15 protein-coding genes and 1 other annotated feature are annotated in these 20,266 nt (G+C 35.7%); all 15 genes read right to left on the minus strand.

The genetic code is table 11. The annotated features are described in order from the left end of the window. Positions 1-57 precede the first annotated feature (57 nt). Positions 58-2,685 carry an alanine--tRNA ligase gene (gene alaS, locus NKG37_RS23900; RefSeq protein WP_169188873.1) on the minus strand — a complete coding sequence of 876 codons (2,628 nt, stop codon included), beginning with the start codon at positions 2,683-2,685 and terminating at the stop codon, positions 58-60. Positions 2,686-2,770: 85 nt separating this feature from the next. Continuing rightward, positions 2,771-3,003, minus strand: a binding site (T-box leader). A gap of 183 nt (positions 3,004-3,186) precedes the next feature. Then, complete coding sequence (locus NKG37_RS23905) at positions 3,187-4,503, minus strand: ISLre2 family transposase (RefSeq protein WP_254415300.1); 1,317 nt, start codon at positions 4,501-4,503, stop codon at positions 3,187-3,189. Positions 4,504-4,711: 208 nt separating this feature from the next. Then, the gene (locus NKG37_RS23910) at positions 4,712-5,791 is read right to left on the minus strand and encodes an AI-2E family transporter (protein WP_254415440.1); all 1,080 of its coding nucleotides are present in this window, start codon (positions 5,789-5,791) and stop codon (positions 4,712-4,714) included. A gap of 133 nt (positions 5,792-5,924) precedes the next feature. Beyond that, the gene (locus tag NKG37_RS23915) at positions 5,925-6,056 is read right to left on the minus strand and encodes a DUF3918 family protein (RefSeq protein WP_084668708.1); all 132 of its coding nucleotides are present in this window, start codon (positions 6,054-6,056) and stop codon (positions 5,925-5,927) included. Positions 6,057-6,111: 55 nt separating this feature from the next. Continuing rightward, positions 6,112-6,300, minus strand: coding sequence for a hypothetical protein (locus NKG37_RS23920; RefSeq protein ID WP_016202904.1), 189 nt, complete (start codon positions 6,298-6,300; stop codon positions 6,112-6,114). A gap of 325 nt (positions 6,301-6,625) precedes the next feature. After that, a complete protein-coding gene (locus NKG37_RS23925) occupies positions 6,626-9,052 on the minus strand; it encodes an SF1B family DNA helicase RecD2 (protein WP_254415441.1) in 2,427 nt (808 codons plus the stop codon). Positions 9,053-9,085: 33 nt separating this feature from the next. Beyond that, positions 9,086-9,736: a tetratricopeptide repeat protein gene (locus NKG37_RS23930; RefSeq protein WP_254415442.1), complete on the minus strand. Its 651-nt coding sequence runs from the start codon at positions 9,734-9,736 to the stop codon at positions 9,086-9,088. Between the two features lie 518 nt (positions 9,737-10,254). After that, positions 10,255-11,370 carry a tRNA 2-thiouridine(34) synthase MnmA gene (gene mnmA / locus NKG37_RS23935; protein ID WP_254416437.1) on the minus strand — a complete coding sequence of 372 codons (1,116 nt, stop codon included), beginning with the start codon at positions 11,368-11,370 and terminating at the stop codon, positions 10,255-10,257. A gap of 52 nt (positions 11,371-11,422) precedes the next feature. Further along, entirely contained in the window at positions 11,423-12,565 is a 1,143-nt protein-coding gene (locus NKG37_RS23940) for a cysteine desulfurase family protein (protein ID WP_101730771.1), read from the minus strand. Positions 12,566-13,073: 508 nt separating this feature from the next. Beyond that, positions 13,074-13,493 carry a cysteine metabolism transcriptional regulator CymR gene (locus NKG37_RS23945; protein ID WP_101730770.1) on the minus strand — a complete coding sequence of 140 codons (420 nt, stop codon included), beginning with the start codon at positions 13,491-13,493 and terminating at the stop codon, positions 13,074-13,076. Further along, positions 13,493-14,176 carry a YczE/YyaS/YitT family protein gene (locus tag NKG37_RS23950; protein WP_254415443.1) on the minus strand — a complete coding sequence of 228 codons (684 nt, stop codon included), beginning with the start codon at positions 14,174-14,176 and terminating at the stop codon, positions 13,493-13,495. The genes NKG37_RS23945 and NKG37_RS23950 overlap by 1 nt, the downstream gene beginning before the upstream one ends. A 470-nt stretch (positions 14,177-14,646) precedes the next feature. Next, complete coding sequence (locus NKG37_RS23955) at positions 14,647-15,789, minus strand: M20 peptidase aminoacylase family protein (RefSeq protein ID WP_169188877.1); 1,143 nt, start codon at positions 15,787-15,789, stop codon at positions 14,647-14,649. A 36-nt stretch (positions 15,790-15,825) separates the two neighbouring features. Next, positions 15,826-16,641 carry a GNAT family N-acetyltransferase gene (locus tag NKG37_RS23960; RefSeq protein ID WP_254415444.1) on the minus strand — a complete coding sequence of 272 codons (816 nt, stop codon included), beginning with the start codon at positions 16,639-16,641 and terminating at the stop codon, positions 15,826-15,828. Positions 16,642-16,661: 20 nt separating this feature from the next. Then, complete coding sequence (gene menC, locus NKG37_RS23965; RefSeq protein ID WP_169189703.1) at positions 16,662-17,783, minus strand: o-succinylbenzoate synthase; 1,122 nt, start codon at positions 17,781-17,783, stop codon at positions 16,662-16,664. 177 nt (positions 17,784-17,960) lie between these two features. Then, entirely contained in the window at positions 17,961-20,192 is a 2,232-nt protein-coding gene (locus tag NKG37_RS23970; protein ID WP_254415445.1) for a helix-turn-helix transcriptional regulator, read from the minus strand. Between the last annotated feature and the right edge of the window lie 74 nt (positions 20,193-20,266).

The following is a 20,266-nucleotide window of genomic DNA, read 5'->3' on the forward strand; positions in this document are numbered from 1 at the left end:
CTTTTCGAACAATTTCTGTTAAGAGTTATCTACATTTTACACTACTTGTCCCTAATATCAAACGGATTTCACATATTCTTCTACAAAATCTAAAGCATCATTTAATTTAGATGGATCCTTACCGCCTGCTTGAGCCATATCTGGACGACCGCCTCCGCCGCCTCCACAAATAGAAGCTACTTCTTTTACAATCTTTCCTGCGTGGTAACCTTTATCCATTAAATCTTTCGTTACACCAGCAATTATATTTACTTTTCCTTCATTAACACTTCCTAAAACCAACACAACAGAGCCAATTTTTTGTTTTAATTCGTCTGCCATTGTACGTAGATTATTCATATCCACATTTGGTATAGAAGCTGCTAATACAGGAACTTCATTTACCATTTTTACTCGATCTACAAGATTGCCAGCTTCAATATTGCTTAATTTTGCAGCAAGCGACTCATTTTCACGCTGTAATTGCTTGACTTCCGTTAGAAGACTATCAATTCGAGTTGTAACATCTTTTGGATTTGTCTTTAATTTACTTGCAGCTTCTTTTAATAAGTGAATTTGATCTGTTAATTGTTGATATGCAGCTTGTCCAGTTACTGCTTCAATACGCCTTGTTCCCGCACCTATTCCAGCTTCCGATACAATTTTAAATAAGCCAATTGCTGAAGTGTTGTCAACATGACATCCTCCACACAATTCTAAGCTGTATTCACCCACTTGAACAACACGAACGATTTTGCCGTATTTTTCACCAAATAACGCCATAGCACCCATTGCTTTTGCTTCATTGATATCTTTGTAGTCAATTTGGACTGCAATACTTTCCCAAATTTTTTCGTTTACGATGCGTTCAATTTCATCTAATTCTTCTGCAGTAATTTGCCCGAAATGAGAAAAATCAAAACGTAAGCGATCTGATCGCACAAGGGAACCTGCCTGATTAACATGTGTTCCTAAAACATCTTTAAGTGCCTGATGCAATAAATGTGTTGCTGTATGATTTTTGACTATTTTCGAACGATTTTGGCTATCCACTTTAGCTGCTAACACATCGTTAATCCTTACAGCTCCCGTTTCGATCGTTCCTTTATGCAAGTTTTGTCCGTTAGGTGCTTTTTGAACGTCCTCGACTTTGATTGTGACATGATCTGATTTTAACGTTCCTTTATCAGCAATCTGTCCGCCACTCTCTGCATAAAAAGGTGTTTTATCTAATATAAACTGAATTTCATCGCCTGCTTCAGCTGCGTCCACTTCTTCCCCATTTTTCAACAATGCAACTATTTTTGCTTCAGTTGCCCATTGATCATAGCCAATAAACTCACTTTCTACTTTAATATTCCCTAGAACACCACTTTGAACTTGCATGCTGTCTACTTCTTGTCTTGCTTTACGGGCACGGTCACGCTGACTTTCCATTTCCTTCTCAAAGCCTTCATGATCAATGCGAAGTCCCTGTTCTTCCGCATATTCCTCTGTAAGTTCAACTGGGAATCCATACGTATCATACAAACGGAAAATATCTTCTCCTGCGATAACCCCATTTCCCTTTGCTTTCTCAATTACTTCAGAAAGAATGGCAAGCCCTTCATTTAAGGTTTCATGGAATCGTTCTTCTTCACTTTTCATTACTTTTTGAATGAATTCCGTCTTTTCTTTCACCGTTGGATAATAATCGACCATTATTTCTGCAACGACTGGAACTAGCTCAAACATAAACGGACGATTAATGTTGATTTTCTTTGCGTAGCGTACTGCTCTACGTAATAATCTTCTTAAAACATAACCTCTTCCTTCATTCGATGGAAGTGCTCCGTCGCCAATTGCAAAAGCAACTGTACGAATATGGTCTGCGATCACTTTAAATGCTTCATCACTTGAAGAATCCTTACCATACTTTACATCTGCTAATTGTTCCGTAGCATGAATAATAGGCATAAATAAGTCTGTATCGAAGTTTGTTGGAACATTTTGAACAACGGATGCCATACGTTCCAAACCCATTCCTGTATCAATATTCTTCTTTGGGAGTGGAGTATATGTTCCATCTGGATTATGGTTAAATTCAGAGAAAACTAGATTCCATACTTCTAAATAACGATCATTCTCTCCACCTGGATATAATTCAGGATCATTTATATCATCCCCATACTCTGGACCACGATCATAAAATATTTCCGTGTTAGGACCACTTGGCCCTTCGCCAATATCCCAGAAATTTCCTTCTAATCGAATGATACGATTCTCTGGCACTCCAATTTTATCTCTCCATAGAACATACGCTTCTTCATCTTCTGGATGAATCGTTACTGACAGCTTTTCTTTCTCAAAGCCGATCCACTTCTCATCAGTTAAGAACTCCCAAGCCCATTCAATTGCTTCTTCCTTAAAGTAATCCCCAATGGAGAAATTACCGAGCATTTCAAAAAAAGTATGGTGGCGAGCTGTTTTCCCTACGTTTTCAATATCATTTGTACGAATAGACTTTTGTGCATTTGTTATTCTTGGATTTTCTGGTATAACACGACCATCAAAATATTTTTTTAAGGTTGCTACTCCACTATTTATCCACAATAATGATGGATCATCATGAGGAACTAGAGATGCACTTGGTTCAATTGCATGTCCTTTTCCCTGGAAAAATTCTAAAAATTTGCTTCTTATTTCTGCGCCAGTTAAATTCTTCATCGCATTTCCTCCTATTTTTCTATATGTAATTGCTACGAATTTAGAGTTTTACCTTTTTTCTGCATAAAAAAAACTCCCATCCCTGGACAGGGACGAAAGTATTGCTCGCGGTACCACCCTGATTATGGATAAAAGTATACAAAGACACTTAAAAATTTCTATCCATCTCTCAATACTCCTTAACGCGGAAAACGGCAGTGATTAGCTGCACTCAAGAATTAGCTTTCAATTATCCTTCACTTGAAACTCCTTTCAGCCTAAGGGAATTTCTCTCTTTAAAGTGGTCTATAATCTACTTGTTTCTTTCACCATTTTTTCGATATATGCTTCATTCGAATTATACTGATTATTAGGCAGTATTGTCAATATCGGTCTATTTATATGATTGAGTCAAGTTTTTGTGGGAGTTTTTTTAGCTCCCTTTTTTATAAAGTAAAACCTCTAAGTTTGTATCCGCTTTCCAATTGGTTTTGTTTTTCCAACTGTTGATTCTCTCATTTTTTAAAAACCTTTTAATCCCTGTAAGGCAAAGTGAACGGGTTTTCCAATCGCTTGATTTAAGTATGGCATGTTCTGACGCACGGTTTCTGTTACTAATTTTGTGGGTATTTTTCTTTTCGCTCGATGCTCTTTCTTTGATTTTTCCGTGGCTTTTTCCCATTTCCCATATATCGTTTGGATGGATAGGTCATCCTTCAATCCAATCCACAAGCGCGCCATGCTCATGACCCCTTTTTTGCTCCATGCTCTTCCATTCTTTAATCGTTTGGCTAATTGATTCATCATCGCCTCTGCACTTCCCATTGGACGATACGCTGTCGTGTCCACACCTTTTTCCTGTAACCAACTACGGTAATCTTTTATGGTTTCCTGATGATGCGTTAAAAAGGCAAGGAAATGCGCTAGTTTTTCTTCTTTTTCTGGTGTATCCATTGTTCCTACTGCGCTATTCAACTCTAGAAGTAATGTTTCTACCTGGTAGTTTTTTAACGCTCTTTTCATGTAGCGGTATCGAGGATGGCTCTTCATTAGTTGCTTCATCGAACGAGCGACATGAAAACGGTCCATGGTGAAAAAGGCGCGTTCCCGAAAATACTCCCGACATGCCGTTATCCAGCCTGCTCCATCACCATTAATAATAAGCAAGGTTTGGGTAGGATCATACGCATAATTATTCTGTAAGAACGTTTCAAAGGCTTCCCAAAAGGGTTCTTTTCCTTCATAAAGAAAATGCCTTTTATTTCGGAGCCTGATTCGCTTTCCGTTTTCTTTCCATCCCTCGTGTACAGCGGCGAATTTCAACTCCCATCCACGCTTTTTCTTTTCTTGACTCTTCACATATAATCCATCTACTTCGACAAACAATACCTTTTGAAAAGGGCGTTTTTCCTTAGCGGGAAGTACGCTTGTTTGAAGAAGATGTTGCCGTAATGCTTCGTGGCTCATCGCCGAATAGCCTAAAAATTGTTCGAACGTTTCCACCGCCTTTCGATAGGAGGAGCCATTCGTCGCTAGTTCTAGCCCCCATTCTTCTAGTAGCGGACTAAATCCCTTATTCCCCTGAAACTGTAAATAGTGATCTAATAGACAAATATATTTTTTAGTCACACGATCAAAATAATAATTACGCTTCAGCTCCACAGCTCCAAACGCTGTATCTAATCGTATTTCTCGTTTATCACGTAAAGCAAATCTTCTTTTGTCTCGTTGCTTGGCAATCTCTAGATCCCAATTTTCTAATGTTTGAATAAGGATTTCTTGAAACGTCATTTGTAGTGTTCGAAATAAAGTTTTTTCCAATTCTTTTAATGATGGCATTTTTATGTTACATTGATTCATGAGAGCCTCTCCTTTTCGTATTTTTCGCCAAATTCTACTTTACAAAAGGATGCTCTCTTTTTTAATGCTTAATTTTTTCCAGCTACCGCGCTTTCGCTTGGTGGCCTTTTTGTCTAGTTGGGGGACTCGTCCCCCAACTAGACAAAAAGGATATTTATTCTCCCACAAACATTTTACTCATACCTATTTATATACGTTTAATTTCCGGGTCTTTTTTCCCGAAGTGTGTTCTCATATGAACGATTGCCACTTTCGCTATCGATAATAATGGAACTGCTACGATCATCCCAATCATTCCACCAACCTCTTCTCCAAGCAGAAGAGCAAACATAATAAATAGCGGATGCATATGGGTGCTTTTTCCAACTATATAAGGCGACAATATGTTCCCTTCTAGAAATTGCAAAATAATAATGATGATGACTACAATAATTAGCATTTTAACAGAAACGGTACTTGCTACGATTAAGGCAGGAATAGCACCTATGATTGGACCAAAATAGGGAATGACATTCGTTATCCCAACGATGATTCCTAATACAAGCGCAAATTTCATATGAAAAACCCAAAATAGGATCATGGATATTACTCCAATAATTGTACAAACCAATAATTGCCCTCGTATATAGCTGCCTAATGATTCATTTACGTCTTCTAAAAATAAATGAGCACTGTTGCGCCATTTATTTGGAATTAGGCCGTTAAAAGCTTTTTTTACAGCATCAATATCTTTTAACATATAAAAAGAGATGAATGGTATCAGCATAATGACAATGGAATAATTAATAATCCCCATTGCCCCATTAATTACTTTATTTAAAAGAGATTCCATCTTTGTTTCAAATAAATCAATCCCCCGGTCAACCTTTTCCTGTAAATTAAATGGCCATGACTCCATTTTATTTTGGATGGAGTCAATCAGATCTTTATATCGTGCCGCAAGCTCAGGAGCACTTTCCGTAAGTTCTTCAAGCTGATGGATAAGAATAGGAATCCCTTTATATAAGGCATAGCCAATCCCACCAAAAAAAAGGATATAAATAAGTGCAACAGATAAACCTCTATGTAAGCCTTTTTTATGTAGTAATTCTACAATCGGATGTAATAAATACGTAATAAATGCTCCAATTATAAAAGGAATAATAACTTTTGTTATAAGGCTTAAAATAGGCAACCAAATCGGTGATAATTTTATAAAAACAAATAATACAATAAAAAGTAATAAGGTAAACCCTAACCGGTAATACCATTTCATTCTTATATCCATTTTCTTTCCTCCCTCATAACCTATTGTGAGAGATAAAAGGAATTTTTATGCACATCATCATTGACGAAACTTTTCAACAAAAAAAGATTGTAGATACACTTTTTTGAGCATCTACAATCTTCTAATAGACTAATTAAAACATCTTCATTACTTTTTTTTGCATTTTTTTCAATTGTTTTTGACTCATCATATTATTTTTTTGCATATAGCTCATTGCTACTACACCAGCACCAATAGCTATTGCTGTATTCATCACTTTACCCATTTTACTTTGCACTCCTTTTATATAGAAGTGAGCGCCAATGAATGTGGAGAAGAACTTAGCTTAATCGACGCTCTTCTTCTTCAAATAAGTCGTCTAGAGAACTTAAGCTTCCATCTTCTTCTACTTGATGTGTATGAATAATCCCTTTTGTTAGCGATAATTCAATAAAGCAATTCCAGCAGTAGTATTGATTGATTCCAATTTTTCCAATATCTTTGCTCTGGCAATTTGGACATTTGAGCACAGGAAACACCTCATCTTCATTCGTTTCATGAAATATTCCATCATGGAATTTCTAGTTAAGTATTCCCATTATGCTCTAAACAGCTTCCAAATATACCAGAATTTCCTTAGGAGTTGGCTTTTTTTACGAAATCTCGGAATCCTACTGGGCTATTCGAAGAAGATAACAATATTATTTTTCTCCTAAGAATTAAAAACATGTAGTGCAAACATTGGCAAAAAAAATCCCCTAAAAATGGAGATTTTCAACTTCAAAAATACTAACTTTTCATAGGGATAAGCGAGTGTATGCCTTGACAACCAATATACAACTTAAATTTATCATCTTATACTTCAGACGTTTCCATAAAGTCATACGGTGTGATATTTTCCATACCAATCATTGGATCAATTTGATTGATTTTGCCTTCGTACAATAAATCAAATGAATTCTCTGACGTCATTTCTTTCGTTTCGTCTGGTTGGTATACATCAGCGAATGCCTCTTTGATTTTTTCTTTTAAGGTAGTTTGCCGATTCAGCTCGTCATTTCGACTAACTCCCAATTCTATCGCTTCTACCTCACCGCAAAGAATTAAAAATTGTTTGCTTCTTGTGATGCCCGTATAAATGAGATTCCGTCTCAACATGCGATAATAGCTTTTAACGATAGGCATGATGACGATTGGAAACTCACTTCCTTGCGATTTGTGGACAGAGCAGCAGTAAGCAAGGGTAATTTGATTTAAATCCTGTCGTGTATAAGTTGCTTCGATACCATCGAACGAAACAATAACCATGTCTTGCTTTTCCGTATTTTCCTTCGCATAAAAAATCGATACAATCTCTCCCATATCGCCATTAAAAACATTGCTTTCTGGTTGATTGACTAGTTGAAGGACTTTATCCCCTATTCGGTATGTAACGTCTCCGAATTTCAGCTCTTTTCTGGTTCCGTCAGGATTAGGATTTAAAATCTCCTGTAAAATAGCATTTAACCGATCAATACCTGCAGGTCCTCTATACATCGGTGCCAATACTTGAATATCCATTGGTGCAAATCCCTTATTTTTTGCATTTAAAACAATTTTTTCAATTGCTTGTGGAATTTGACTGGAAGAGCACTTTATGAAGGATCGATCTCCTTGTGGTACAAGCAAATTAGCCGGTAACTGTCCCTTTTTCATTTCATGTGCTAATTCGATGATAGATGACCCTTCTGCTTGACGATAAATATCTTTCAGCTTTACAGTAGGAATACAAGCTGAATCAAGTAAATCCTTTAGAACTTGACCTGGTCCCACTGAGGGTAGTTGATCTTCGTCCCCAACAATAATGACTTGAATATGCTCAGGCAAGGCTTTAAATAATTGATGGGCTAACCAAATATCTACCATCGATGTTTCATCCACTATGAGAATTTTACCTTCGAGAGGATGATCCTCATCTCGCTCAAATTTCCCTGTCCCATTCCAGCCTAACAATCGATGAATCGTAACAGCAGGTAAACCAGTCGATTCAGCCATTCGCTTTGCAGCTCTGCCAGTCGGTGCAGCAAGAATAAACGGATAGGGCTCATCATTTTTGTAATCGTTTGGATCTAAGGAACAACCATGCAATTCTCCATATAATTCAACAATTCCTTTGATTACTGTCGTTTTTCCTGTACCAGGACCACCTGTCAAAATAAGCATCGGAGACATAAGCGCCGTTTGAATCGCTTCTCGTTGCGATGGAGCATACTGAACGCCAATGCGGTCCTCCAAATTTCCTAAGGCAAGCAAAAATTCTGATTCTGGAAATTGATCCTTATATTCTGATTGTTCCATTACCCGCTTAATATTTCGTACAAGTCCTTTTTCCGAAAAAAACAAAGAAGGCAAATATATTTTTTTATCCTCAACTATAATTTTCCCTTCTTCTTCTAGCTGAATAATCTGCTCTGCTATTTGCGAAAATTCTATTTCCTCTTTTTGATTTTCTTCAAGTAACACTTTAACTTTTTCAAGCAAATATTCAGCTTGAAGATAGACATGACCTTCTTGATTACTGCTTAGCTCTAAAATATACAAGCACCCAGCTTTTAAACGATCTGGATGATTACCTGTAATTCCGATTTGTGAACCAAGATCATCTGCCTTTCCAAAACCAATCCCTTCTATATCTTCCACCAATTTATACGGATTAGTCTGAACCACTTCTAAAGTATTTTCTTTGTATACTTGATAAATTTTCATCGATAATTGTGGACCAAAACCGTATTGATTTAGCGAAACCATTGCTTGTTCTAAGCCCTGGTTTTTCATTAAGGTATCATATAATATTTTCGCTTTATCAGCTGCAAGTTTAGGCACTGTGTCTAAAACCGATGGCTGATTCATGATTTTAGATATTGCCTCTTCTCCCAATGTATCCACTATATTTTCAGCTGTTTTTTCCCCAATCCCTTTAAACAGATTACTGGATAAATAAGCCACAACCCCTTGCTTTGTTTGTGGCATTTCTTTTCGAAAGGAAGTTGCCTGCAGCTGTAGCCCGAATCTTGGATGCTCTTTAAAATCACCATAGTATGTATATGTCTCTTCTTCATTCATCTTCGGCAAATAGCCAGTAATAACCGCTTCTTTATCATCATAATCATGATTCGTTTCGTCTACTCTTATTCTTATTACAGAGTAAAGGTTCTGTTCATTATGAAAAATGGTAACAAGATGACGTCCCTTAACATACTTTTTTTCTTGTTCAAAAAGATCCAAGGAGTTCTGCTCGTTCAACTGGAATCCTCCTTTCTACGCTTTAATATCCTATTATTTCCCTTCGATAATTCGCTTCCCATAACCGGCAAGGAGATGATCTGGTTGGATTTCTAGTGCCTTATCAAACATTTCTATTGCTTTCTCTGTTTCTTCTTTAAAACCATACGCAACGCCTAAATTATAATAAGCATCAGCGTGATTAGCATCTATTGTTATACAGGATTGAAATTGCGCAATTGCTTCCTCAATATAATCGCTTTGTGCCAAACAGAGACCTAATTGAAAATATGCCTCAGCATCTTGATTATTTAACTCAACTGCTCTCTGAAAATAAGGAATAGCAAGTTTTCCTTTTTCTAAACCAACATATGTTAATCCTAACATAAAGAAATTGTCACTTGTTTCTAATCCTTTTGCTAGTGCTTGTTCAAACATCGTTTTTGCAGATTCTAAATTTTCTTTCTCATAGTAAACAGCTCCTGCACTATAGTAGGCTGCAGCAGTAGTATCATCTATTTCTATCGCTTTTTGGTAAAAAGATAACGCTCTTGTCTCGTCTCCTAAAGCAGATAAAACATTCCCAAAATTAACGTAAGAAACGGCATTATTCGGATTCTTCTCAATCTCTTCCATAAAAAACTTTGCTGCTTCTTCCCATTTACCTTCTTGCATATATTGTATTCCTAATTGACTATTATCCATCTTAAAACACTCCATTTCTAATTGGTAGTATAGCATATTTTCTAATCAAAAATGAGAAAACCAATAGCACAAAAGAAACTAGCAAATCATCCTACTTCAGGAAAATTGCTAGCTACTTTTACGATATGCAAAAAACAAGGTTGGGACATAACTAAATAGATACTCTGTAAAGACGAACAATTTCTAAACTAGCTAGTAAATAGCAGCTGCTTTCGCATACTTTTTACAAGAGGAAATATAATTAGTTGGAAAAACAGAACAGCCGGAATACACGAAGACGCCAAGGGGATTAGCGAGACAGTCTGAGACCCCAGAGGCGAAGCTGAGAAAGCTTAAGCTTTGCCCCACGGAAAGCGAAGTGTATTCCGGCTGCGGGGAATTGCACTAAACTTCATGGAAACATCCTTTTAAAAACAAATAAAAAACCAAACAATTATACGGAACTTTTATTAATATCTTCGTATAATTGTTTGGATTTATCTTTGGCTGGAATACTTATGTCCCAGTCCCGTTCACCATTAACCTACATATGTTAATCTTTCATTATCCCGAAATACTTTGTCAATCGTTCCACCGCCTAAGCATTCTTCCCCTTGATAGAACACCACTGCTTGACCTGGTGTAACGGCACGAATTGGCTCATGGAAAATAACTTTCACTGTATTTTCATCGATAATCTCTACCGTCACTTTATTATCTGGTTGACGGTAACGGAATTTAGCTGTGCATTCAAACGATGTACCAATTCTATCTTTAGACACCCAGCTAATATTAGTTGCGATAATACTGTCAGAATACAATAATTCATGATGGAAACCTTGTCCTACGTATAAAACATTTCTCTTTAAATCCTTGCCGATAACAAACCAAGGTTCTCCACTTCCACCAATGCCAAGTCCATGTCTTTGTCCAATTGTATAATACATAAGCCCATCATGACGACCTACTATTTCTCCATCCAATGTTTCCATATTCCCTTTTTGGGCAGGAAGAAATCCACTTAAGAATTCTTTAAAATTACGTTCTCCAATAAAACAAATACCTGTGCTGTCTTTTTTAGTTGCAGTTGCAAGATTTGCTTTAGCAGCAAGTTCACGAACCTTTGATTTTTCCATGCCACCAATAGGGAACATTACTTTGCTTAATTGTTCTTCTGTTAGTTGATTTAAAAAGTAAGTTTGGTCTTTATTATCATCTTTTCCTCTAAGCATTTTGACTTGTCCATCTTCTCTAACAACTTGTGCATAATGTCCTGTTGCTAGATAATCAGCGCCAAGGCTCATCGCATGCTCTAAGAAAGCTTTGAATTTAATTTCTTTATTACACATCACATCAGGATTAGGTGTTCTACCTGCTTTATATTCATCAAGAAAATAAGTAAATACTTTATCCCAGTATTGTTTTTCAAAATTCACCGCATAATAAGGAATCCCTAATTGATTGCAGACACGAATAACATCTTCATAATCCTCTGTTGCTGTGCAGACACCAAATTCGTCTGTATCATCCCAGTTTTTCATGAATATACCAATAACATCGTATCCTTGCTCTTTTAAAAGAAGTGCTGCAACAGATGAATCTACTCCACCGGACATTCCAACTACTACACGGGTATCTTTCGGTGCTTTTTCCATTTCCATTTCCATTTCCCCCTTAGCCCTTCCCTTAACATGGAAGGGAAGGTTATCATTTTGTCAGACGGTTAATGATTTTGACTAATTCATGACCGACCTTTTCTATTTGTTGTTCCGTATTATTTAAACCAAAGCTAAATCGAATCGAATTTTTCGTTCTTTCCGATTCTTTACCAAACATGCTTACTAACACATGGGAAGGTTCGATTGATCCTGCTGTACAAGCTGAACCACTTGAAGCCGCAATACCTGCTAAATCGAGATTAACTAACATCGCTTCGACATTTGTACCAGGAAAGCTTAAGTTTAAAACATGTGGTAAGGTATTATCAACTAATCCGTTTTGTTTAAATGAAATATTATTTTCTTTTAAGATGCCGATAAGTATTTCTTTGTATTTTTTATATTGCTCTCTCTTATGGAATCTATCCTGCTCGGCAATCTCTACTGCTAGCTGAAAACCAGCTACAGAAGGAACATTTTCTGTCCCTGCTCTTCTCTTTTTCTCTTGTTCCCCACCAAAAAATCGGGGATTTAACTTAATGCCGTTTCTAACATATAAAAACCCAATACCTTTAGGTCCATTAATCTTATGGGAAGAAACAGATAAAAGGTCAATATGCTGTTCTTTTACATCGATTTCCTCTAAACCATAGGCTTGTACGGCATCTGTGTGAAATACTGCAGGATGCTCTTTTAACAATAAACCAATTTCTTTAATTGGCTGAATCGAACCTATTTCGTTATTACCATACATTATGGTAACAAGTATTGTATCTTCTCTTAATGCCGTTTTAAATTCATTTAAATCTATTACTCCGTATTCATTAACGGGAAGATAAGTAATCTCGTAGCCTTTTTTCTCTAATTCTTGGCAAGCATGCAATACGGCATGATGTTCGATTTCTGTTGTGATAATATGTTTTCCTTTTGTTTCTTTTCCTTCAGCAATTCCAAAGATAGCATAATTATCTGCCTCCGTTCCACCACTCGTAAAAATAATTTCATTTTCGAGTGCGCCAATACTAGAAGCTATTACCGCCCTTGCATTATCTAAAATATTTCTTGCCTGTCTTCCATAAGTATGAATACTCGATGGATTTCCAAATTGATCTTTCATGATTTCATACATTTTGTCAATTACCTTTGGATGCATGGGAGAAGTTGCCGCATGATCCACATAAATATGTTCCACGTTATTCACCTACATTTAGTTAGTATCTTTTTATGTTACTGTTTTCTATAAGATTGTTGTTTTTAATAGGGAAAATTTATATATTGGAAAACTGAGCAGCAGCCTGAATATACATAGACTCCTTTGGGATATCGAGGAGGGCACTGAAAAACTGGCTAGTTAATGATAGGGCAATAGCCACTTTTTAAACATAAGATGATCGATTTGTTTTCCGAGGCGTCCGCTCGCTTTCCATGGGGCGAGCGCCAAGCCTCCTCGTCACTACGTTCCTGCGGGGTCTCGGACTTTCTCGCAGCTCCCATAGGAGTCGAGCGGACGCCTCTCCAAACCAACCTTATTTTCACTTTCAAAAATGCTTGCTCTTCATTTCGCACGAAAAAAAGACTTTTTCAGTGGCCTCGATAGCGAGACAGATGAGCCAGCCAAGGGGGCTCAAGCGTAGCCCCATGGAAAGCGAATTGTATTCAGGCTGCGGGTTACTAGCAACAAACTTTACGAAAACAGCTTTTTATATATAAAACATATAACCGTCTGAACTGCCGTCTTCTTTATGATTAGCTAAGTCTTCTATTGTTGTTGAATCCAACACATCTTTTACAGCATCTCTAATTTTCATCCATAATGCTTTTTTGGCTGGTTCTTCATCTTCGATTCCTTCGACCGGACTAATTGGTCCTTCTAATATGCGAATAATGTCTCCAGCAGTAATTTTATTTGGTTCATCCCCTAAAACATACCCACCATATGCTCCGCGAATACTACGTACATAACCAGCATTACGCAATGGTGCAACTAATTGTTCTAAGTAATGCTCCGATAAATTATTTGTTTGAGCAATAGATTTTAAGGAAATCGGTCCTTCTCCATGCTTCTTTGCTAACTCCATCATAATGGTTAATCCATATCTTCCTTTAGTTGATATCTTCATTATTTTGCCTCCTGCTCCATATTATGTTGGTGAATATTATTCACTGTTCTTTCGTTTCGATTCAGTATATAGTTCGTCCATTTTGTACACTGTGGGATACTCCATCCGACAATTCTTCCTATTAAAACAGCATAGATAATCGTCCCCCAAGATACGGGTCCCCCGAGCATCCATCCTATTACTAAAACAATCGCCTCCATAAATAACCTCGTTTTTGCGATACTTCCACCAAATTTTTCGGATAAGACGATCATTAGACTATCACGAGGTCCGGCACCAAGTTTTGCAGAAATATAGATTCCCATTCCGTAGCCCATTATGATCAACCCAATTAAAAACATGATCCATTTTTGATATAAGGAGGAAGGGGTATTCATAAAAGGAAGGAGTAAAAAGAGATCAATAAAGGCTCCTACTAACACCATATTTAATAAAGCCCCAAACTGTGGAAGCTTCTTGGAAAGAATCGCAGCAATTAATAATATTAAAAATCCAACTATTATTGCCCAGCTGCCAATGGTTAGACCAAACTGAATATGTAATCCAATATTCAAAATATCCCAAGGGGCTGAACCTAAATTTGCTGTTATAACTAAAACAATACCTAATGACATAATCAAAAGTCCTAAAATAAAAATAGCTAGTCGTTTAACCGGTTTATCTTGGCTTATTAATGCTTTCATTTGTAGCCCCTTTTAATTTCCCTATAGTATGCGGTTTTTCTGTATAATTGCCATTAAGCATTATAGCATAATTACTTATGAATTGTTGGTATAAAGACCTAATATTCATCCTTTATCCAGTATAATTATTTTATATCCTATCTATTCAATAGGATATCATATTTTTTTACTTTGCGTAATAATTAGTGGATTTATCCATTTACATGGGGAGGCTATTATTTTTTCTTTTAGAAAATCTCGTAAATTAGATTAAAAATATTTTGCTCTACTTCCCGCAGGAATAATATGACAAGGAGGCTTGGCACTCGTCCCACGGAAAGCGAAATGTATTTAGTCTGGGGGTGATAACCACAAACCATCTTTGTAAAATGAATAAAAAACCCAAACAATTATACGAATTTTTTTAGCATCTTCGTGTAATTGTTTAGGTTTATATTTGGTTGGAATACTTATGTCCCAGCCCATTCTATTTAGTGGTTTCTTTCCATTAATTTAGTTGTAGATAGTGCCATGATTTTTATCCCATGTAGTAAGCTATTTAGCTGAAAATGCATGTCAGGATGGTGTAAACCTGGCTGCAAATCAGTACCTAATCCGATCATGGTTGTTTGAAGTTGTTCATTTACTTTTGCATAATAATGAAAATCTTCGCCTCCAGGTGTTATTGGTGGTTTTACAAGCCCTTCTTTCCCAAGTATATCTTTAATGCTTCTTGCTACTATTTCCTCCATCCATTTATTAGGACTTGCTGCTGGCATTTCGGATAATAGTTCTAATTCTATTCTTGCTCCATTTGCCTCTCCTGCTAGTTTCACTTGGCTCTCTAATCTGGAAATTAATTGAGCCATCGCTTCATTGGTTTGGGCACGAACATCGATCCCAAACTCGGCATAATCTGGGATAATGTTGAAATTTTTCCCTCCTGCTTGTGCAAAAGTTAATTTTGCGGATGCTGGAATGATCGGATTTAAAGGAATAGACCGGATCGCCACATTGATTGCTGTAAGACTATCGATTACATTTATACCTAAGTGAGGTCTTGCTGCATGTGCCTGCATTCCATATATTTTCCCTTTAAAGCTTGCTGCTGCACCATGATAAATAGCAGGAGAGCATTCGCCAAATCTCATTTCTTGAATTGGCCGTACATGCAGTCCTAATAAATAATCCACATCATCTAAAAGCCCCTTATTAATAAAAGAAATTGCCCCTGCACCAGTCTCTTCGGCCGGCTGAAAAAGAGACTTAATCTTTCCTTTTGGTTCAAAACCCAATTCCTTCAGACATCTTAAAGTAAAAAGTAAAATAGTTGTATGTGCATCATGACCGCATGAATGATTTGCTTTCCATTTCCCGTTAACTTGTTGCCATAATGCGTCCATATCTGCTCGAAGGCCAACGACAGGAGCATTACCTTCTCCCCATACACCTACAATACCAGTTTGATCATTAAATAATTCATAAGAGATTGATAATTTCTCTAGTTCATTCTTTATAAATTGAGTTGTTTTAACTTCCTCCCAACTTATTTCTGCATTATTATGAAGAAACTGGTACATTTCTATTATATTTTCCTTTTGCCTATCTACCCAGCCGTCAATTTGCTCGCGCATTTTTCCCCTCCTAGTTTATGCACCTCGTTATTCATCTTATATTGTTTTGCTAAAACAAGCGACTTTGCCTGAGCTTACAATATAATAATTCACTGGTTCATTTGTCTTTTGAAAAGAATGAATGATATATCCCATTTCAAACAAGTGATTACATGCATTTCGTAGCATGATGCGCCATTTTTTTGCTATCGCAATGTCTCTTTCTTTTATTGTATGTATGTTATTTGGAACAGGAACCTTATAGAATTCTGCCTTTTTGGAAATTGATTCTACGAATAATGGTACAGGAATATCTGCCGCCATTTCCCAAGTAACAATCGATTGAATTTGCTCCTCCGCCGGAATATTATTAACAGATTTCCCCTTAAGACTCCACTCTAATAAAAAACGGTCTGAAGGAAGACCACTATTTAATTCATCGTCCATTATTCCATAATGATCGGAATAATATGTTTTGACTGCTCCTCCTAATTTTGCAATATTAAGAAAGGCATTACGTGATTCTAGCGGATCAAAAGTCCAGATAATTTTTTTATAGCCACGCTCCAAAGCTAATTCTTTTTGTTTAACTTTCATTTTAAAGCCCAATCCAGCATTTCTTTCCTTATCCTTTACTGCCATCATATGTGACACCAAATATACTTCATTTTGATGAAAGCCAGGAAAACCATAGCAAAAACCGACTAATTCTTTCTTGAGAAAAGCCCCTATAATGATCCCTCCATTATGAAGGGAGGCAACCAAAAATGGAAAAGGCATCGTATTCTTCTTCCCCCAAATTAAATCTTGAAAAACAACCACCATTTGGATTTCATCTTTTGCGGTCACTTCTCTTATCATATAAGGTTTCACTTTATTTGTTCTCCCCTTAACTATATAGATAGATTAGGATATACCTTCTTCGAAATCATATGTTGATTAATCACTTCTTCGTTTAAGTCGAATCCAATACCAGCTCCTGAGGGCACATCTATTTTTCCTGGGGTAGACAATGTGACTTCTGGACAGATGATATCCTTTTTCCAGTATCGATTGGAAGCAGATGTATCTCCTGCTATAGTAAAGGCTGGGAGTGTTGTAATCGCGATATTATGCGCTCTGCCAATACCGCCTTCCAGCATTCCTCCACACCATACAGGGATACCATGTTTTTCACATAAATCATGAATTTTCTTCGATTCGGTCAATCCACCAACACGGCCAATCTTAATATTAATAATTTTACAACTTCCTAATTCAATCGCTTTTCGCGCATCTTCTACGGAATGAATACTTTCATCTAGACATATTGGTGTAGCAAGCTCGCTCTGTAGGATAGAATGGTCAATAATATCATCATATGCTAACGGCTGTTCAATCATCATCAATTTAAGTGGATCTAATTCTTTGATTCTTTCAATGTCTGCTAATGTATACGCAGAGTTAGCATCCGCCATTAACGGTATTTCATATCCAAAAGTCTGTCTTATTTTCGTTAAAGGCTCCAAATCATAACCAGGTTTAATTTTTACTTTGATTTTTTTATAGCCCTCTGACAAAAAACGATCCACCTTTGATAAAAGCATCTCTGTAGTAGGTTCAATTCCAATGCTAACCCCTACATCAATCGAAGTTTGTACACCACCAAGTGCTTTAGAAAGAGAAATACCTAATTTCTTACTATATAAATCCCATATCGCTCCTTCTAAAGCTGCTTTTGCCATATTATTTCTTCTGATAGGAGCGAATCTTTTTGAAACTTCATCTGGATGATTTATTTCTTCTTTTAACAAGAGTGGTATCAAAAACTCATTTAACATGTAAATGACTGTTCCAGTCGTTTCCTCATTATAAGTAGGATCAGGTAAAGCGACAGACTCTCCATAGCCAATGTGCTCTCCACTATATATTTTAATTATAAGAAAATCCTTCTCTAACAGTTTGCCAAAGCTCGTCTCAAAAGGACTAACCAACGGCATTTTTACATGCTGAACTTCTATTTTATCGATTTGCACCATTTCACGCCCTTTTCATCAAGTCTCTTTATTCTATTTTAATAGTTATTTGAATTTTGTGTGTAAATTTATTTAAAAAGTCGAAATATCTTAGAAAAAGTTTATAGCTATTACTCGCAGCCTAAATACACAAAAGTGTGCTTACACAGAGTAAACACACTTTGTATATCATTATATTTATTTGGCCATTTTATTGATAACATACTTTCCTGGTGTTATTCCTTCATACTGCTTAAAAATCCTTATAAAAGTATTAACATTTTTACACCCTACCATTTCGCCAACTTCTGATACCATATATTTACCTGATTTCAATAAATCCTTGGATTTTTCTACCTTCAGCTGGTTTACATAATTTTTAAAAGAAGACTTCAAATGATCTTTGATCAACTTGCTTACATAGGATTCACTTAATTGAAAATGATCTGCAACTTCCCCTAAGGAAAGATCGTTTGTGTAATTATCTTGAATATAACTGATAACACTTTCTACAGTTGAAAGTTTAAGAGAATGTTTTTCTCCTAGAAGAAGCATTAACTCATTGAAAATATCGATAAAGGTGCTCTTTAAAATCTCAATATCGGTACTGTTCAAATGAAAAAACAAAGCCTTATTCTCTTTCAAAAAATCGCCAAACGGTAAATTAAATTTATTCAAGATTCTTTTTAATGTGTTGATAAGGGCATTTCTAAAATCATAAATACTAAATATATCCATGCTTTCTTCTCTAAAATTTGTTTCGACAATCTCCTTTATCAGTTTTTCAGCTTGCTTCAAGTCTCTTTTCTGCATAAAATTTATTAAAATACTTTCCGTCTCCACACTATAGAAGTATTCTTTTTCAGACGTTAAAGGAACATTGCTGGTACATAAACATTTTGTATCGATAAAAGAATATTTCTGTTCCATAAGCTGAAAAGATGACTTAAATATATCTGGTAAATCTATTAACGAAGAAAAAGCTTGCGAGAGGGTAAAAGTTATTTCTATTCCTAATTCTTGCTCTATTCTATGAATCATTCTATTTAACATCTCTAAAATAAGATGCTGATTTTTTTCTGCAAAAAATAAGCAAAAATGTTGATAATCAATCGGAAATGATATGAATTTTTGGTTGGGATCTTTGTCATTAAATAAAGCTAATACTTTTTTTCTTAATGTCAAAATATTGCCTTCACTTAAAGTTGATTCCCACTCTGAAATTCCCTCCATTGATACAATTGCAAGAATTCCACCGTCACGGAATGGATCTAACTGAAGAAGATTCAATCTTTTCTCTATAAACTGCTTATCATAATTTTCATAAATGATATTCTTTAAAAAGTTCTCTTGTAAATCGCTTAATGAGCTTTCTTGCAATTGCACTAAATTTTTATTGATTTTATTTATATCATGAATATTAGAGATAATATAATCTAGTTCATTTTTTATATACTCTTCTGTATTATTCTTTTTTTCACCGCTTTTTATGTTTTTGATAATTTCTTCAATCGGTGAATACGATTTTCTACTTAAGATTGTAGTTAGAATGAAACCGAGCAGAAGTAATACGAACAAAATTATTGCTATGCTCTTAATGGTATGAATCGGTAACCCTATTCCTTTATGTACATTCGTTATATATAAATAATTAATTGTTGGTATCGCATTGGAACCCTTTTGATAGCCATCATAATCATTTAATGAACGAGAAACAATTTGATTTTCATGCGTATTTTCCACTGGTAAAAAACTAGATAGTATGTTTTCCCCTCTATTTGCGGTAGAGGCTAAGGTAGACTCATTGACAATCCCAAAAATACCATTCTCATCTGGTAAATTCGTCATTAACAAGTCCTTTTTCTCCCATACAATAAAAAAGTAAAGGTTTTGCTTTTCCTGATGATAATAGATTTTATGAACAATGATTAATTTGTCATTTGCATCATAGCATTGTAAATCATTGTTTCCTTCCGAACCCATAAATCCTTTTAATTTCTCCAAATTCTTATCCATATGAATAAATTTCATGTAGTCTTTAAACAAAAAATAACCATCAGAGCTCGTTACATCTGTCCCAAAATCTTTTAAAACAGCAAGATTAAACCCTAATTGATCATTCGAAAAATGATTGCCTGTTAACTCATTAAACAATTTACTATATGTATTGTAATCAAACTGATTCTTTTCTAAGAACTCCACAATAACATCTTGTTGGGATAGCAGCTTGACCACATTTAACGAAACATCTAAACGATAGTCAATTATATTACTTTCCCTTTCAAGAAACATTTCATTTAATTTATCCAATTCTAGCCTATTCTGGGAATACTCTTGGGAAATTGTAACAAATAGAATGATAGAAGTATAAATAATGATAACAACGGAGAATGACAGAAAAATTTTCTTAAAGATAGTTTTCCGAAACATTATATCCCCCTCTTTTTGTTATTATTCAACTTATATTTGTGCGATTATAATGAAAAACAATATGTTAGAAGAGG

The organism is Niallia sp. RD1 (assembly GCF_024219955.1).
Taxonomy (GTDB): domain Bacteria; phylum Bacillota; class Bacilli; order Bacillales; family Cytobacillaceae; genus Niallia; species Niallia alba.

Excerpts from the sequence above, each read along its gene's own strand:
- alaS (WP_169188873.1), bottom strand. The coding sequence starts at position 2,685 with ATGAAGAATTTAACTGGCGCAGAAATAAGAAGCAAATTTTTAGAATTT.
- NKG37_RS23905 (WP_254415300.1), bottom strand. The coding sequence starts at position 4,503 with ATGCCATCATTAAAAGAATTGGAAAAAACTTTATTTCGAACACTACAA.
- NKG37_RS23910 (WP_254415440.1), bottom strand. The coding sequence starts at position 5,791 with ATGGATATAAGAATGAAATGGTATTACCGGTTAGGGTTTACCTTATTA.
- NKG37_RS23915 (WP_084668708.1), bottom strand. The coding sequence starts at position 6,056 with ATGGGTAAAGTGATGAATACAGCAATAGCTATTGGTGCTGGTGTAGTA.
- NKG37_RS23930 (WP_254415442.1), bottom strand. The coding sequence starts at position 9,736 with ATGGATAATAGTCAATTAGGAATACAATATATGCAAGAAGGTAAATGG.
- mnmA (WP_254416437.1), bottom strand. The coding sequence starts at position 11,370 with ATGGAAAAAGCACCGAAAGATACCCGTGTAGTAGTTGGAATGTCCGGT.
- NKG37_RS23945 (WP_101730770.1), bottom strand. The coding sequence starts at position 13,493 with ATGAAGATATCAACTAAAGGAAGATATGGATTAACCATTATGATGGAG.
- NKG37_RS23950 (WP_254415443.1), bottom strand. The coding sequence starts at position 14,176 with ATGAAAGCATTAATAAGCCAAGATAAACCGGTTAAACGACTAGCTATT.
- NKG37_RS23955 (WP_169188877.1), bottom strand. The coding sequence starts at position 15,789 with ATGCGCGAGCAAATTGACGGCTGGGTAGATAGGCAAAAGGAAAATATA.
- NKG37_RS23970 (WP_254415445.1), bottom strand. The coding sequence starts at position 20,192 with ATGTTTCGGAAAACTATCTTTAAGAAAATTTTTCTGTCATTCTCCGTT.